Here is a 16,138-nt window from a genome sequence, read left to right on the forward strand (position 1 = left end):
CGCCTCACCAGCACGCGGGGTGCCGCCGCTGCCACCGCAGACGTCGCTCGAGCTGTGCCCCGAGCGCGAGCAACGTGCGCTCTTCGCCGGGTCGGCCGATCAGCTGCACGCCCATCGGCAGACCCTCGCCGTCCGGGTGGCCCGCACCGGTGACCCCGACGGGCAGCGTGATCGCGGGCAGTCCGGCGACGTTCACCATCGAGGTCCACGGGGAGTACGCGCACTGGCGGCGGAAGTCCTCGTCCGGGTCGTCGCCGTACCAGCCGAGGGGTCGTGGCGGCAGCGCCAACGTCGGGGTGAGCACGGCATCGAACCGGTCGAACGCCCGGATCAGCGCCACGGAGAACGCGTCGAGGGCCGTCATGGCGTCGAGCACCTGCGTCGCGGTGAGCCGCCTGCCGCGCTCGACGAGCCACCCGACGAGCGGGGTCAGCGCCGTCAGGTCGATGCCGGGCACCCGGGGCAGCCCGGCGGCGCTCGACTCCCAGGCCACCCTGAAGGCGTCGGCGTAGGGCAGTCGGGGCATCGCGACGTCCTCGACCCCGTGCCCGACCTCGCCGAGCACCCGGACGGCGGTGGCCACGGCCTCGCGGGCGGCGGGGTCGACCACCACGTCGACGGTGTCGTCCCACGGGGAGCCGTCGAGCAGCCCGACGACGAAGCGCCCCTCGCCCCGGACCGCCGCGGCGGTGAAGGGGCCGTCGCCGACGTCGGGCGTGACGAGCGCGTACGGCGTCGGTTCGTCGAGCCCCGTCGGCCGGACGAGGGCGTCGAGGAACATGCCGGCGTCCGCGACGTTCCGGGTGATCGGCCCGGCGACGCTCAGGCCGCCGAGGCCCGACCGTCCGGGCATGGACGGCACCCGGCCCCGGCTCGGCTTGAGTCCGACGAGCCCGGTCGCCGCCGCGGGGATGCGTACCGATCCCCCGCCGTCGGTCCCCACGGCCGCCGGGAGCAGTCCCGCCGCGACCGCGACCGCGGCACCGCTCGACGACCCACCGGGAGCCCGGGAAGTGTCCCAGGGGTTGACGGTGGTGCCGAGTCGGGTCTCGGAGGACGACGACATCCCGAACTCGGGCGTCGTCGTCTTGCCGAGGCTCACGGTGCCGGCCGCGGCGAGCGCTGCGACGAGCGGGTGGTCGGCGGCTGCGGGTGCGGCGGGCAGGGCGACGGATCCGCTGCGGGTGACGACGCCGGCGCGGTCGTACAGGTCCTTGTCGCCGTGCGGGAGTCCCCAGAGCGGTCGGGAGGTCGGCACGTCGGTCCCGGGCTGCGCGATGGTCCCGAGCTGCGCGGCACTGCTCCTGGCCTCGTCCGCGGTCACGGTGACGAACGCGCCGAGCTCCGGGTCGAGCCGTGCGATGCGGTCGAGGTAGTGCTCGGTGACCTCGAGCGCGGTGGTCTCGCCCCGTCGGATCCAGTCCCAGAGTTCCTGCGCGGTGAGGTGGTGGAGTTCGAACACGGTCCCTGAGCCTAGGCGGCGGTGTCCGCGGCCAGGTGTGCGGCGAGCACGTCCCGGACAGTGGTCCAGCGGTGCGGGCCGTAGCGGTCGTTCCGGACGTGGTGGAGGGTGGCCTCGCCGCCGAACATGCTGACGAAGTACTGCATCCCCTGCCAGGCGGGGAACGGCTCGTCGTCCGGGGCACTCGAGACGCGTCGGCCGATCCGCGCCATGGCCGACAGCGTGCTCGCGGTGCCCGCCCACTGCGTGCGGAAGTGCGTGCCGGTGAGCTGCGAGAGCGTGGCCGCGACGCTCCGGGCGGTCACCCGGTCGCCGGCGACCTCGACGACCCGCGGGGCGTCCGGATCGAGTGCGGCGAGCGCCGTCACCCGCGCGGTGTCGTCCTTCGTGGTGAAGTCGAGCACCTGGTCGGCGGAGGACCAGTACAGCACCCGGCGGCGGTCGAACAGGATCATGGGTGCCTGGCCGGTGAGCATGTCGGTGAAGGCGCCGTTCAGCACCGAGGTCGCGCGGACCGGTGCGGCGTCGAGCACGGCGGCGAACTCGCGGCGGAGCTCGAAGTTGCGGTTGGTGCCCGGGGTGATCGAGCGGTAGTCGGCGGAGTAGTCGGACGGCACGAACCGCGGCACCCCGGCGTCGACGGCGGCGCGGAGCAGTGCGGTCTGGGCGTCGACGATGACCGTGCGGGTCCCGCTCACCGCGGAGACGACGACGTCGACCCCGTCGAGGGCGCGGACGAGTGCGTCGTGGTCGTCGTAGGCGGCGGAGACGAGGCGCACGCGGTCCGGCGCCCCGAAGGCACTCGCGGCACCGGTCGACCCGGACGCGCCGCCCGACCGGCTGAGCGCCCGGACGAGCACGGGTCCCCGGTCGGCACCCGTGCCACCGACAGGGGACCGGTCGTCGAGCAGGGCGTGGACGATGCGCGTGCCGAGGTCGCCGGTGGCGCCCGCGACGAGGACGGTGGTGGTCATGCCCCGACGCTACGCACCCTCGCCCGGGTCGGCTCCGGCTTGCACCCTTCGGAGGAACTCCCGGTGGTGCGTCCCTCCGCCGGTCGGCGCGGGGACGGCGGATTCCTAGCGTCGAAGCCATGCCTCCACACACGAAGACCGACGAACACACGAACACGGGGAAGCACGCACCCCGGACGAACCTCGCGGCGCGACACCCCATCGCGACCTTCGCGGTCCTGGCGCTCGGCTTGAGCTGGCTCGCCTGGATCCCGTACATCCTCAGCCCGCACGGGCTCGGCGTCTGGGACGTCCACTTCCCGGAGTTCCTCGGCACGGCGCAGTTCACCGGCATCCTCCCCGGGGCGCTCCTCGGTCCGCTCGGCAGCGCATTCCTCGTCACGGCCCTCGCCGACGGGCGCACGGGTCTCCGGCGCTGGGTCGGGCGGCTGTGGCGCTGGCGGGTCCCGTGGCGCTGGTACGCGCTGGCGCTCGTCGGTGTCCCGCTGCTGGTGGTCCTGACCGGGCTGCCGTTCTCCGGCGTTCGGGTGCAGGCCCCCACGGCGCTGGCGCTCGTCGCGCTCGTGCCGGGACTGGTCGTGCAGCTGTTCACCACCGGTCTGTCCGAGGAGCCCGGCTGGCGCGACTTCGCCCTGCCCCGGCTGCAGGAGCAGTTCGGTCCCCTCGGTGCCGTCGCGGTGCTCGGTCCGCTGTGGGCGCTCTGGCACATGCCGCTGTACCTGTCCGACTGGGGCGGGTGGCCGGACGCGCACTGGTCGGAACCGCTCGTGTTCGCGCTCTTCACGATCACCTTCAACGTCGTGATGACCTGGGTCTTCAACCGCACCGGCGAGAGCCTGCCGGTCGCGCTGCTCCTGCACGTCGGCGTGAACAACACCATCTCGACGCTGTGGGCGGACATGTACCCGGGGATGACCGCGGGCACGATGATGCACGGACTCGCGATCGTCTCCACGGTCGCGGCGGTCGTCCTGCTGGTCGCCACCCGCGGGCGGCTCGGCTACCCACGTGCTCACGGTGACCGGCCGGGAGGCACGCCCTCCGCCACGACGTCGGCGCACGCCGTCCTCGTAGGATCGGACGATGGCACCCGCTGAGTCCCGCGTCGGCCGCACCGAGGTGCTGGTCGCGCTCGGCACCGCGGTCGTCGCGCTCGGCCTGCTGTTCGGCCTCCCCCCGCTGGACGCCGCCGACCCGGACACCCTCGCAGCGCCCGTCATCGCCCCCGCGGTGGGCAGCCTGCCGTGGTCGCTCCTGGCACTCGGGCTGCTCGTGCAGTCCGGCGCGCTCCTGGCCGTGCGTCGGCTCCCCCGGACGGTGCTCGTCGCGGTCGCCGCGGTCCCGGTACCGATCGCCGTGGCCGTCCCGGCGGTCGTCGACCTGTTCGGGCTGACGGCGCTCCCGGTCCTGGTCGCCGTGGTCGTCGTCGCTCTCCGCGCGCCCCTGGTCCGGACCTGGCCCGCGCTCGTCGGCACCGCCCTGCTCGTCGCCGTCGGGACGGGGTGGCACTGGGCGATCGTCAGCGGAGCGTTCCGCGGCGGGCAGGTCGTCCGGGCGCTGCTCGACGCGTCGGGGCAGGGCGTCCTGCAGGCCCTCGGCGCGGTCGGGCTCCCCCTGGTCGTCGCGCTCGTCGTCCGCTCCCGCCGCGAGGTCCGCGCCGCCCGGGTCGCCGAGGCCGACGCCCGCTCGGCGGAGGCGGACGCCCGTGCCGCCGAGGCCTCGGCGTCGGTCCGCGAGCAGGACGCCCGGGTCGAGGCCGCGGTGTCCCGCGAGCGTGCCGCGATGGCCCGGGAGCTGCACGACATCGCCGCGCACCACCTGTCCGGGATCGCTCTCATGTCGGCCGTCATCGACCGGCAGATCGACGTCGACCCGCCCGCCGCGCACGAGGGGGTGCGGCAGGTGCGGGAGCAGAGCACCGCCGTGCTCGAGGACCTGCGCCGCCTCGTCGGGCTCCTGCGCGACGACTCCCCCGCCGAACGCACGGTCGAGACCGTGGCCGGCGTCGTCGACCTGGTCGAACGCGCGCGGCTCCGGTCGGACGTCCGGCTCGAGGTGCTGCCGGGCGCTCGTCCCCTGGCGGACGGCGTCGGACCGCTCGCGCAGCTCGCCGCGTACCGCACGGTGCAGGAGGCCCTGTCGAACGCGGCCGGGTCGATGGTCACGGTGACCGTCGACGACCGCGACGACGAGCGCCTCCGCGTCCGTGTCGAGAACTCGGCGCCCACCGCACCGTCGTCCGGGAGCACGGCAGCGGGTGGGAACGGACTGCGTGGCATGCGTGAGCGGGCGGACCTGGTGGGGGCGCGCCTCCAGGCCGGTCCGACCGACGGCGGCGGCTGGGTCGTGACCCTCGAGCTGGGCCGCGAGCAGCCCGAGGCGGCGTCGTGATCCGGGTGCTCGTGGCGGACGACCAGCCACTCGTCCGCGCCGGCGTGTCCGCGCTGCTCGCCGCCGAGCCGGACGTCGACGTGGTGGCGGTCGCGGCCGACGGCGGCGAGGCGCTCGCCCTCGCGCGGTCGACGCGGCCGGACGTGGCGGTGCTCGACATCCGGATGCCGGTGCGGAACGGGATCGAGGTCGCCCGGGAGCTCTGCGCCCCGGACGCGGACCCCGCCGTGCCGGTGTTGGTGCTGACGACGTTCGACCTCGACGACCTGGTGTTCGGGGCGCTCGAGGCCGGCGCGTCGGGGTTCCTGCTCAAGGACGCCGAGCCCGACGTGATCGTCGGCGCCGTCCGGCAGGTCGCGGCGGGCAACGGCACCATCGACCAGTCCCTGACCCGGCGGGTCCTGCGGGAGTTCGTGTCCCGGCGGAGCCTGCAGCCCGTGACCGGGGACCGCGCCAGCGAGGTCCTGACCGCCCGCGAGCGCGACGTGCTGCTGCTCCTGGCGCAGGGGATGTCGAACGAGGAGATCGCGGCGGCTCTGGTCGTCGAGGTCTCCACCGTCAAGTCGCACCTGGCGCGGATGCTCCCGAAGCTCGGGGTCCGGTCGCGCCTGCAGGCCGTGGTCTGGGCGTACCAGAACCGGGTCGTGGCGGTCCCCGAGGGGTAGCGCGGGCTGCCGCCGATCCACGCGTCGGAGGCCGATCCACGCGTCGGAGGCCGATCCGCTCGTCGGAGGCCGAATCGCTCGTAGGAGGCCGTTCCTTCCGGCACCCCACGCGCGGATCGGCATCCCATGTCACGCGCGATGGGCAGGAATGCTTGCCCAGACAGCTCGCGAGACGCGGTCGGGGAGACGGCAGGCTCGGGCCTCAGCCGGTGCAGTACGCCAGGACCGCCTGCTGCACCGGGAGCAGGGCCCGCTTCGCCCCGTACCCGACGAAGGCTCCGGTGGTCAGCGCGTCCGCGTCGAGCTCCCGCCCGCGGACGAACGGCGGGCACGGTGCGAACCGCACGCCCGACGGCGCCCACGACAGGACCTCGGCGGTGATCCGGTACGGGGCCAGGGCCTCGGCCTGCGCTCCGGGACCGTCGGTGACGACCACGTCCGCGTCGGCGACGGCAGCGCGGAGGTCGTCCGTCCACGCGGTGCCCGGGCTCGCCAGCTGGGACGGGCAGCACTGCACGAGGTCGAACCCGAACAGTCGGGACGCCTCGGCCCACGCCCGCGCGATGTTCCCGTCACCACCGACGAACCGGACGCGGAGCGCTTCGACACCGGACCCGCCGGTGAGTGCCCAGAGGTCGCCGAGCACCTCGCACGGGTGGTTCTCGGCCGTCAACGCGTTCACGACCGGGACGGCGTCCGTCGCGGCGAGTGCCTCGAGCACCGCGAGCCTCGGGTGCCGCACGACGAGCACGTCCACGAACTGCGCGAGGTACCCCGCGACGTCCTCGAGCGCCTCGTCCTTGTCCAACGACTCCGGCGGGAACACGACGGGCTGCATCCCGGCGAGGGCCGCGCCGCGTTCGAACGAAGCCCGGGTGCGCAGGCTCGTCGGCGGGAAGAACATCGCTGCCGCGCCCCGCAGGGCCGGCCCCGCACCGCGCGCGTACCCGCCGGCGAGGGCGAAGACGGCCGCGGCGTCGTCGAGGGTCCAGTCGTCGAGGCGGATCAGGTGGCGCACCACCCCACGCTACGGGCGGGACCGCCTGACGGCCAGGAGGCGCGGGGCGGGGCCGACCCGTGCCTCCCGTCCGGTGGGGGGTGCGTCGCGGACGCGGCGCGCGTCCGTGGGACCATGTCCGGATGACCGCCACGCTCGTCGCCAAGGACCTCGCCGGCGGCCACGCCGCACGCACGCTCTTCGAGGGCCTCGACCTCACGGTGGCCCCTGGTGACGTGATCGGGCTCGTCGGGGTGAACGGCGCCGGGAAGTCGACGCTCCTGCGGCTGCTCGCGGGTGTCGACGAGCCACTCGCCGGCACCGTGTCGACGAACCCACCCGACGCGTTCGTCGGGTGGCTGCCCCAGGAGCACGAGCGCGTCCCCGGTGAGACGGTCGCCGCGTACGTGGCCCGTCGGACCGGGTGCGCCCAGGCCACCGCGGCGATGGACACCGCCGCCGAGGCCCTCGGCGCGCCGGACGCCGACGACGCCGCCGCGGACCGCTACAGCGCGGCGCTCGAGCACTGGCTCGCCGCGGGCGCCGCGGACCTGGACGAGCGCCTGCCCGTCGTCCTCGCCGAGCTCGGGCTCGACGTGGGCGCCGAGGACGCCGGGGTCGGCCCGGACTCCCCGATGACCGCGTTGTCCGGCGGGCAGGCAGCGCGCGTCGGACTGGCGGCACTGCTGCTCTCCCGCTTCGACGTGGTGCTCCTCGACGAGCCGACGAACGACCTCGACCTGGACGGCCTCGAACGGCTCGAGCAGTTCGTCCGGGGCCTCCGCGGCGGTGCCGTCCTGGTCAGCCACGACCGCGAGTTCCTCGCTCGCTCGGTCACCGCGGTGCTCGAACTCGACCTCGCACAGTCGTCGCACCGGCTGTTCGGCGGCGGGTACGACTCGTTCCTCGAGGAGCGCGAGATCGCCCGGCAGCACAAGCGCGACGCGTACGACGAGTACGCGGCGACGAAGGCCGACCTGGTGTCCCGCGCCCGCACCCAGCGGGAGTGGTCGAGCCAGGGCGTCCGGAACGCGATGAAGAAGAACCCGGACAACGACAAGATCCGTCGGAAGGCCGCGAGCGAGTCGAGCGAGAAGCAGGCGCAGAAGGTCCGGCAGATGGAGTCCCGGATCGCACGCCTGGACGAGGTCGAGGAGCCGCGCAAGGAGTGGCAGCTCGCGTTCACGATCGGGAGCGCCCCGCGGTCGTCCGCCGTCGTCGCGACGCTGTCCGACGCCCGTTACGAGCGCGGCGGGTTCACCCTCGGGCCCGTCTCGCTGCAGGTCTCCGGCGGGGACCGCATCGGCATCACCGGACCGAACGGCGCCGGCAAGTCGACGCTCCTCGCGGCGCTGCTCGGGCGGATCGAGCCGACCTCGGGGAACGCCTCGACGGGGTCGAGCGTCGCGGTCGGCGAGGTCGACCAGGCCCGAGCGGCCTTCACGGGCAACGAGCCCCTCGCCGTGGCGTTCGAGACCCTCGTCCCGGAGATGACCACGGCCGACGTCCGGACCCTGCTCGCGAAGTTCGGGCTGAAGGCCGACCACGTCGGTCGACCGGCGGCGCAGCTCTCCCCCGGGGAGCGGACCCGCGCCGGGCTGGCGCTGCTGCAGGCCCGCGGGGTGAACGTCCTCGTGCTCGACGAGCCGACGAACCACCTCGACCTGCCGGCCATCGAGCAGCTCGAGCAGGCACTCGAGGGCTACGACGGCACCCTCCTGCTCGTCACGCACGACCGCCGGATGCTCGACACGGTCCGGCTCGACCGGCAGTGGCGGGTCGAGGACGGGCGGGTCACCGAGCGCTGATCCGGGTGCGGCAACGGGACGGCACCCTTGCGCTGCCCGCGCCGACCCCTCCAGGATGTTGACGTTGACACAGCCGTCAGCACCGGGTCGACACAGGGGTCGACGACGACAGCCGAGGAGGCGGGATCGATGGGGATCCGAGCAACACGACAGGGGAACGGGCGACGCACATTCGCCTGGGCGATCGCGGCAGCGCTGGCCGTCGGCGGACTGGGCGGTGCGCCGGCCCTCGCCGCTCCAGCGCCGGCCGCGGCAGCGACGACAGCAGCGCCGGCCTTCCACCCGGGACAACCGTGGAACGACGACCAGGGGCAGCCGATCCAGGGGCACGGCGGCCAGGTCGTCACCGCGCAGGACACCGACGGGAAGCCGATCTACTACTGGTACGGCGAGGACCGCACGAACGGGTACAGCGACACCCCGGGCGTGCACGTCTACTCGTCGCGCGACCTGTACGACTGGCACGACGAGGGCCTCGCCCTCCGCACGATGACGAGCCGCGCCGACTTCGCCGACCCGTACTTCGCCGCGCTGTACGGCGGGTACGACCAGGCGCAGCAGGACGCCGTCTACCGCGACCTCGGCGTCACGGCGGAGAGCGCGACCCGTCCGGGTGCGATCCTCGAGCGGCCGAAGGTGATCCACAACGCGAAGACCGGCAAGTGGGTCATGTGGGTGCACGCCGACGGCCCCACGGCCACCTCCGACGCCCAGTACGCCAAGGCCACCGCCGGGGTCGCCGTCGCCGACTCCCCCACGGGACCGTTCCGCTACGTCGACTCGTACCGGCTCGACCGGGTCCCCGCGAGCGACCCCACCAACCAGCACCCGAGCGACCCGGGCATGGCCCGTGACATGAACCTCTTCGTGGACGACGACGGCACCGCGTACATCGTCTACGCCAGCGAGGAGAACCTGACCCTCTACATCTCGAAGCTCGACGCCGACTACACGAACCTGTCGGCGGACCCTGCCACGGCCGTCGAGGGCGTCGACTTCCGCCGACCGCAGCCCTGGATCGGCGGGCAGCGGGAGGCCCCGGCCCTCACCAAGGTCGGCGGGACGTACTACCTCGTGACCTCCGGCGCGACCGGGTGGGCCCCGAACGCGGCCGCGTACGCCACCGCGACGGACCTGCTCGGGACCTGGACGGCGCACGGCAACCCGGCCACCGGCACGAACGCCGACACCACGTGCAACTCGCAGAGCACGTCGCTGCTCAACCTCGGCGACGGTCGGGTCGTGTACCTCGGCGACCGGTGGAACAACGCCACCGACCTGCGGACCGCGCCGTCGGTCTGGCTCCCGGTGACCTTCGGCGAGGGCGGCGCGATGTCGTTCTCGTGCGACACGACCAGCTGGACGCTCGACGACCTGCACCCGTCCACGCCCTGGACCGTCACCACGGCGGTCCCCGGGCAGGCCACGCTCTCGTCGAGCACGAAGGCACTCCCGCGCACCGTGCAGGTCCGCGAGGGGTCCACGACCCGGTCGCACCGCGTCACGTGGGCAGCGGACGCACTCGCCACGGCCGGTGAGCGGACCGTGACCGGCACGCTCGACGACGGCCGGACCTTCACCCGCACCGTGACGGTGCTCCCCGCGAAGCTGTCCTACTTCGTCGACGCCGGCGGCCAGGGCACCGCCGACCACACCGCGGACCTCGCGTTCCTGCGGCAGCGCGGCGACCGGCTGCTCAACTCCGTCGACGACCAGCGCTTCGGGGCCGACCCGTCGACCGGCGACCACTGGGGCTACCTCGGCACCACGGGCGGGACGAACGGCACCTCGGGCGGGACGATCACGAGCACCGTCCGCTGGCAGGCCGACGCGACCGACCTGGAGTACGTGCTCACCGGTCTGAAGTCCGGCAAGCAGCGCGTCGACGTCGGCTTCTGGGACCCGTGGACCAAGAGCGCGCCCGGTCGCGCTGCCGCGGTGTCGGTCAACGGGAAGACCGTCGCGACCGCGCAGCCGATCGACGGCACCTTCCGGACGCTGTCGGCCGAGGTGACCGTCGGCAAGGACGGCGTCGTCGACCTCCGGGTCTCGCCCGCGACGAAGTACGGCATCCAGCTCAGCTGGGTGATGGTGTCGAAGGGCTGACCCGCCGTCGAGGGGGCGCGCCGCGCCGAGCGGCGTGCCCTCCCGGCCCGGATCTGGTGGACTGGTGCCGGGGAGGACACCATGCAGCGCAGGACCTGGGGCATCGCACTCGCAGCCGTCGGGGTGGTCGCCGTCGCGGGCACCGTCGTCGGGGTCGTCGCGGCGGGGTCGGCGCCCGAACCGGCGGCCACCCGCGCGGCAGCGCCGCGCTCGGTCTCGCCGACCCCGTCGCCGACGCCGAGCGCCACGCCCCTCGCCGCGGTCCCGGCGGCACCGTCGGCCGAGCAGCTCGCCGCCCTGCCCCTGGCCTTCCACGACGCGGTCGTCCCGCAGCTCCTCGACGGCACGCACGTCCACCCCGAGAACCAGTGGACGATCGCCGTGCCGAACGCTGCACTCGTCGCGCTCTACGCCGAGCCGTCGGCGTCGGCAGCCCCGATCGCGACGCTCGCGTCCACGGTCTCGACGATCGACACCCCGGCGGCCACGGCCGTCTGGGGCCGGAGCCCCGGGCAGGACGGCGGCATGGTCCTCGTCTCCACCCCGGCGCGGAACCGCACCCCCGGCGACGGCGGTGACCCGACGGCGCCGAGCGCCACCTTCGCCTGGGCGCGCGCCGCCGACTTCACGCTCACGTCCGCGGACCGGATGATCCAGGTGGACGTCGCCGCGTCGACGGTCTCGGTCGTGGGCCGGGACGGGGCGGTCAGCGCGACCGAGGCCGCCCGGCTCGGCACGCCCGACGACCCGACCCCCACCGCGACGGCGACGTACGTCGAGGCCGCGTACGTCGACGCCCGCGTGACGTACACGCAGGGCAACCCGATCATCCTGACCGGGGCGCACTCGTCGCGGATCCCCCAGTACGGCGGCAACGCGGCCCTGACCGCGCTGCACTACTACCCGGACCCGACCGGCAGCTCGCACGGCTGCGTCCGGATCTCCGCCGAGATGACGAAGACCCTCGCGCAGCTGCCGGTCGGCACCGCGATCCAGTTCACCTGACCGCGGACGTCGTCCGATGCCTCAGGCGTTCGGCGACAACCCGAGCCGCTCGAGCACCTCGGCGCTCTCCTCCTCGGGCGTCCGGTCCGCGGCGATCGTCACGTGCGCCTCGTCCGGCTGCGGCAGCTCGAGCGTGGCCAGCTGCGACGCCAGCAGCGACGTCGGCATGAAGTGCCCAGACCGCGCGGACATCCGGTCGGCGATGAGCGCGCCGTCGCCCGCGACGTGCACGAAGACGACCCCGGGGGCGCGGAGCACGTCGCGGTAGGAGCGCTTCAGCGCGGAGCAGGTCACCACGCCCGGGCGTCCGTCGTCCAGGTGCGTCCGGATCCACCCGGCGACGACGTCGAGCCAGGGCCAGCGGTCCTCGTCGGTGAGCGGGGTGCCGGCCTGCATCTTGTCGACGTTCGCCTGCGGGTGCATCTCGTCGCCCTCGGCGAAGTCCCACCCCAGTCGCCGGGCGACCATGGCCGCGACCGTGGACTTCCCGGACCCGGAGACGCCCATCACGACGAGGACGCGCGCGTCGACTCCGGCCTCGGCGGTCACAGGAACACCCCCGCGAGGAGCACGCCGCCCAGGCCGAGCACCGAGATGAGGCACTCGAGCACGGTCCACGTCTTGAACGTCTGCCCCACGGTCGTGCCGAGGTAGCCCTTCACGAGCCAGAACCCGGCGTCGTTCACGTGCGACAGGAACACCGACCCCGCACCGATGGCGAGGACGAGCAGCGACGTCTCCGGCGTCGACAGCCCCTCGGCGATCGGCGCCATGATCCCGGCGGCCGTCACGGTCGCGACCGTCGCCGACCCGGTGGCGACGCGCACGAGGGCGGACACCACCCACGCCACGAGCAGCACCGAGATGCCGGACTCCTGCACGGCGTCCGCGATCACCCCGCCGATCCCCGTGTCGATGAGCACCTGCTTGAAGCCGCCGCCGGCACCGACGATGAGCAGCACACCGGCGATCGGGGGCAGCGCGTCCTCGAGGGACTTCGCGACCGCGGCCCGGTCCATGCCGCCACCGATGGCGAAGAACACCATCGCGAAGACGGCGGCGATGCCGATCGCGATCACCGGCGACCCGAGGAAGTCGAGCAGCGACACCCAGCCGCCGGCGGCGTCGGGGGCGACGGCCTCGCGGACGGCCTGGGCGAGCATGAGCACCACCGGCAGCAGGATGCCGACCAGGGCGACCGTGAAGGACGGGCTCCGCGGCTCGCTGATCACGCGGGTGAAGTCGCTCTTGCCGTTCGGCAGGGACGCGGTGTCCTGCGTGGCGGGGCCGCGCCGTGCCTCCCGTCCGGCCTGCGCAGGGTCCGCCGGACCGGAGCCGGTCGACGCGGCCGCACCACGCGACGAGAACATGTCGGGCGCGGGGATGTCGACCCAGCGCGCCGCGAAGCGGGCGAAGACCGGACCGGCGAGGACGATGACGGGGATCGCGAGCACGATGCCGAAGGCCAGGGTGGTGCCGAGGTTCGCGCCGACCGTCGACACGGCGACGAGCGGTCCGGGGTGCGGCGGCACGAAGGCGTGCATGGTCGACAGGCCGACGAGGGCCGGGACCGCGATCTTCATGATCGGGACGCCGCTGCGCTTCGCGACGAGGACGATGATCGGGATGAGGAGCACGAGGCCCACCTCGAAGAACATCGGCAGTCCGATGAGCGCCCCGATCAGGGCCATCGTCCACGGCAGCGCGGCCTTCGATGACCGTCGCACGAGGGTGTCGACGACCCGGTCGGCAGCGCCGGAGTCGACGAGCATGCGGCCGAACATCGCCCCGAGGCCGACGAGGATGCCGACGCTCGTCATCGTCGCGCCGAAGCCGTTGCCGAAGCTCGTCACGGCCTTGTCCGGGGCGAGCCCGGCACCGATCCCGACACCGAGCGCTCCGATCACGAGCGCGATGAACGGGTGGACCTTGAGCCACGTGATGAGGACGATGATGACGACGATGCCGACCACCGCCGCCGCGACGAGCTGTCCGACCGGCCCCGACGGGTCGACGGTCGGTGTGCTGCCGCCCTCGGCCGCCAGGACGGTGAGTCCGTGCAGCGTTCCGGACGTGGGTGCGTGAGGCATCTGTGCCCCTTCCTGGGCCGCCGCCTCGCGGCCCCGTCGCCTTCGTGTGTGCACCGCCCGTGACCGGTCGGCCGGGTCGTCGGCCGGCGGTCCGCGCGGGGCGCGACCGGACACGCGGTGGTCCGGTCCAATAATCTGATTAATCAGATCATACGACGAAGCGCCGCGCGCCGCGCGCCCTGCCCGGCAGTCTGCCGCTTCGATGAACAGGACGGACCCAGCCGGACGGGCCGCTACCGGCAACGCACGACCAGCACGACCGCACGTCCGACACGTCCGGCAGGACCTGCACGACCAGCACCACCAGCACCACCAGCACGGAGGAACGATGACCACCGCCCGCGGGCTCCACGCCCAGGTGCTCGAGACGCTCGGGCAGCAGATCGTCGACGGGCTGCTCCGTCCGGGTACGGTCGTCCGCCCCGAGGCCGTCGCCGAGGAGTACGGCGTGTCGCGGTCCGTCGTCCGCGAGGCCCTCCGCGTCCTGCAGTCCCTCGGGCTCGTCGAACCCCGCCAGCGGGTCGGCACGCTCGTCCGGCCCACGTCCTCCTGGGAACTCCTCGCCCCGACCGTCATCCGGTGGCGCGGCGCCTCCCCCGCGTACTTCGCGCAGCAGCGGGAACTCCTCGAGCTCCGGCTCGGCGTCGAACCCGTCGCCGCCACCCTCGCCGCCACGAACACGACGAGCACCGACAGCACCGCCGCCGTCCTCGCCGCCGCGACCGACATGGCCGCCGCCTGCGACCGCGACGACTCCCGCGCCTACCTGGAGGCCGACGTCCGCTTCCACCGCGCCCTCCTCGCGGCGTCCGGCAACGCGGTCTTCGCCCACTTCGCCGGCACCGTCGAGGCCCTGCTCCGCACCCGCACCTCCGAGTCGCGCGACACCATCACCCGCTGGACCCACGACGCCGCCGCCCGCCACGTGGCGGTCGGGCGCGCGGTCGCGGCAGGCGACGCGGACGCCGCGTCCGCCGCCGCGACGGCGCTCCTCCGCGTCACGCGGGACGAGTTCATCGCCGAGGCGCCAGCCCCCTGACCGGCGCGCGGCGCACTGGTACTCGGCAGAACCGGGGGTCCCTGGTGCTCCGGAGCACCGGGTACGCCCGGAACGACCAGCCGTCGCGCGCGACCGGGGGAAGGGCGGACGGGAGGATCGTGCGGACCCCGCCACGCGCCTCCCCTCCGGCCCGGGGCCGCGTCAGCGCCGGCCGCGCGCGAAGAGGCGGGGGCCGCGGAGGCGCAGCCGCATCGTGACGGTGCCGAGCCAGCGGTCGTACTTGAAGCCGACCTTGCCCATGCGGCCGACCTCCTCGAAGCCCAGGCGCTCGTGCAGGCGGATCGACGCCTCGGCCTGGCGGTCGGCGATGACGGCGATGACCTCGCGGACGCCGGCGGAGCGGCACTCCTCGAGCAGGGCCTCCATGAGGGCGCGGCCGAGGCCCTTCCCACCGGCGGCGGCGCCGAGGTAGATCGAGTCCTCGACGACGTGGTTCGACCGGTCGCGCGGGTTCCACGGGTCGACGAGGGCGTAGCCGAGCACCTGCCCGGACGGGTTCTCGGCGACCAGGAACGGCAGGCCGCGGCGACGGACCTCGTCGTACCGCTGCTTCCACTTCGCGAACGTGAACGCCGACGGGTCGAACGTGACGGAGGAGTTCCGGACGTAGTGCGTGTGGATCTCGCGGACGTCGGGCAGGTCCCCGGGTTCGGCGGCGCGGATCGTGTACGTGAACGCGGCCTCGGCGGGCACGGGCGCGCGCAGGTGGCGCGGCAGCACGCGGCGACGCTGGTATTCCTCCTCGAGCACGTCCCGAGCCTAGTGCGGGCGCGGCCGGGCCGTCAGGCGCTGCCACGACGGCGGGCGCTGCCGAGTCTTGCGCTGGGCGACGAGTCCCGGGCGCTGCGACCCGAGTCGTGTCGCCCACGCCGAGACTCGGCCGACGTGCCGGCGCGTCAGGCGGGCAGGGACCAGTCGACCGGGGTCGCGCCCTGCTGCTCGAGCAGGGCGTTCACCTGCGAGAACGGACGGCTGCCGAAGAACCCGCGGGAGGCGCTGAGCGGCGACGGGTGCGCCGACGCCACGACCGGGGTGTCGCCGAGGAGCGGTCGGACGGATGCGGCCTGGGCACCCCAGAGCACGGCGACGAGCGGGGTCTCCCGGGCGACGAGCGCGCGGACGGCCTGGTCGGTGACGGCCTCCCAGCCCTTGCCGCGGTGGCTCCCGGCGGCGCCGGACCCGACCGTCAGCACGCGGTTGAGCAGCAGCACGCCCTGCTCCGACCACGCACGCAGGTCGCCGTGCTCCGGCGGCGTCACGCCGAGGTCGTCGCGGAGCTCGCGGTAGACGTTCGCCAGACTCCGCGGAACGGGCCGGACGTTCTGATCGACCGCGAAGGACAGCCCGATCGGGTGCCCCGGCGTCGGGTACGGGTCCTGTCCGACGACGAGCACCTTCACGTCGTCGAAGGGCTGCGTGAACGCACGCAGGACGACGTCACCGGCGGGCAGGTAGGGGCGCCCGGCGGCGACCTCGTCGCGGAGCCAGTCCCCCATCCGGTGCACGTCGGCCTCGACGGGCGCGAGGGCCTCGGCCCACCCGGGGTCGACGAGCTCGGCGAGGGGCCGCGGCTGCACGAC

At 74.2% G+C, this 16,138-nt stretch carries 14 protein-coding genes; 7 read left to right on the plus strand and 7 right to left on the minus strand.

What is annotated here, in order from left to right; genetic code table 11:
• Positions 1 to 4: 4 nt before the first annotated feature.
• Both LQK89_RS09625 and LQK89_RS09630 read right to left on the minus strand, forming a co-directional pair.
• Entirely contained in the window at positions 5 to 1,462 is a 1,458-nt protein-coding gene (locus LQK89_RS09625; protein ID WP_231048968.1) for an amidase, read from the minus strand.
• Between the two features lie 11 nt (positions 1,463 to 1,473).
• Positions 1,474 to 2,436, minus strand: coding sequence for an NmrA family NAD(P)-binding protein (locus LQK89_RS09630; protein ID WP_231048969.1), 963 nt, complete (start codon positions 2,434 to 2,436; stop codon positions 1,474 to 1,476).
• 119 nt (positions 2,437 to 2,555) lie between these two features.
• On the opposite strand from LQK89_RS09630, the gene LQK89_RS09635 reads away from it, so the two are divergent.
• From LQK89_RS09635 to LQK89_RS09645, 3 genes are read left to right on the plus strand one after another with little or no spacing between them, the layout of a single operon-like run.
• Complete coding sequence (locus LQK89_RS09635; RefSeq protein ID WP_231048970.1) at positions 2,556 to 3,533, plus strand: CPBP family intramembrane glutamic endopeptidase; 978 nt, start codon at positions 2,556 to 2,558, stop codon at positions 3,531 to 3,533.
• Positions 3,520 to 4,827 carry a sensor histidine kinase gene (locus LQK89_RS09640; RefSeq protein WP_231048971.1) on the plus strand — a complete coding sequence of 436 codons (1,308 nt, stop codon included), beginning with the start codon at positions 3,520 to 3,522 and terminating at the stop codon, positions 4,825 to 4,827. Before LQK89_RS09635 ends, LQK89_RS09640 begins: the two co-directional genes overlap by 14 nt.
• Positions 4,824 to 5,492, plus strand: a complete 669-nt coding sequence (locus tag LQK89_RS09645) for a response regulator (RefSeq protein ID WP_058740656.1) — start codon at positions 4,824 to 4,826, stop codon at positions 5,490 to 5,492. Before LQK89_RS09640 ends, LQK89_RS09645 begins: the two co-directional genes overlap by 4 nt.
• A gap of 202 nt (positions 5,493 to 5,694) precedes the next feature.
• On the opposite strand, the gene LQK89_RS09650 is transcribed toward LQK89_RS09645, so the two are convergent.
• Positions 5,695 to 6,510 (minus strand): ornithine carbamoyltransferase, encoded by an 816-nt coding sequence (locus tag LQK89_RS09650; protein ID WP_231048972.1) that lies wholly within the window; start codon positions 6,508 to 6,510, stop codon positions 5,695 to 5,697.
• 122 nt (positions 6,511 to 6,632) lie between these two features.
• On the opposite strand from LQK89_RS09650, the gene LQK89_RS09655 reads away from it, so the two are divergent.
• The 3 genes from LQK89_RS09655 (at position 6,633) to LQK89_RS09665 (ending at position 11,408) form a co-directional block, all read left to right on the plus strand.
• Positions 6,633 to 8,297 (plus strand): ABC-F family ATP-binding cassette domain-containing protein, encoded by a 1,665-nt coding sequence (locus tag LQK89_RS09655; RefSeq protein ID WP_174778137.1) that lies wholly within the window; start codon positions 6,633 to 6,635, stop codon positions 8,295 to 8,297.
• Positions 8,298 to 8,426: 129 nt separating this feature from the next.
• Positions 8,427 to 10,403, plus strand: coding sequence for a glycoside hydrolase family 43 protein (locus LQK89_RS09660; RefSeq protein WP_231048973.1), 1,977 nt, complete (start codon positions 8,427 to 8,429; stop codon positions 10,401 to 10,403).
• A gap of 81 nt (positions 10,404 to 10,484) precedes the next feature.
• Entirely contained in the window at positions 10,485 to 11,408 is a 924-nt protein-coding gene (locus LQK89_RS09665) for a L,D-transpeptidase (protein WP_058740660.1), read from the plus strand.
• Between the two features lie 21 nt (positions 11,409 to 11,429).
• Here the strand turns inward: LQK89_RS09665 and LQK89_RS09670 are convergent, their stop codons facing one another.
• Positions 11,430 to 11,915, minus strand: a complete 486-nt coding sequence (locus LQK89_RS09670; protein ID WP_231050779.1) for a gluconokinase — start codon at positions 11,913 to 11,915, stop codon at positions 11,430 to 11,432.
• A gap of 38 nt (positions 11,916 to 11,953) precedes the next feature.
• The gene (locus LQK89_RS09675; RefSeq protein ID WP_231048974.1) at positions 11,954 to 13,498 is read right to left on the minus strand and encodes a GntP family permease; all 1,545 of its coding nucleotides are present in this window, start codon (positions 13,496 to 13,498) and stop codon (positions 11,954 to 11,956) included.
• A gap of 328 nt (positions 13,499 to 13,826) precedes the next feature.
• Between LQK89_RS09675 and LQK89_RS09680 the strand changes: the two genes are divergently transcribed.
• The gene (locus tag LQK89_RS09680; protein ID WP_231048975.1) at positions 13,827 to 14,537 is read left to right on the plus strand and encodes a FadR/GntR family transcriptional regulator; all 711 of its coding nucleotides are present in this window, start codon (positions 13,827 to 13,829) and stop codon (positions 14,535 to 14,537) included.
• A 162-nt stretch (positions 14,538 to 14,699) separates the two neighbouring features.
• Here LQK89_RS09680 and LQK89_RS09685 read toward each other — a convergent pair whose 3' ends face one another.
• Complete coding sequence (locus LQK89_RS09685; RefSeq protein WP_058740663.1) at positions 14,700 to 15,308, minus strand: GNAT family N-acetyltransferase; 609 nt, start codon at positions 15,306 to 15,308, stop codon at positions 14,700 to 14,702.
• 146 nt (positions 15,309 to 15,454) lie between these two features.
• Entirely contained in the window at positions 15,455 to 16,135 is a 681-nt protein-coding gene (locus LQK89_RS09690) for a uracil-DNA glycosylase (RefSeq protein WP_231048976.1), read from the minus strand.
• Between the last annotated feature and the right edge of the window lie 3 nt (positions 16,136 to 16,138).

Origin of the sequence: Curtobacterium sp. C1, from assembly GCF_021049325.1 — a bacterium.
Lineage (GTDB): Bacteria > Actinomycetota > Actinomycetes > Actinomycetales > Microbacteriaceae > Curtobacterium > Curtobacterium citreum.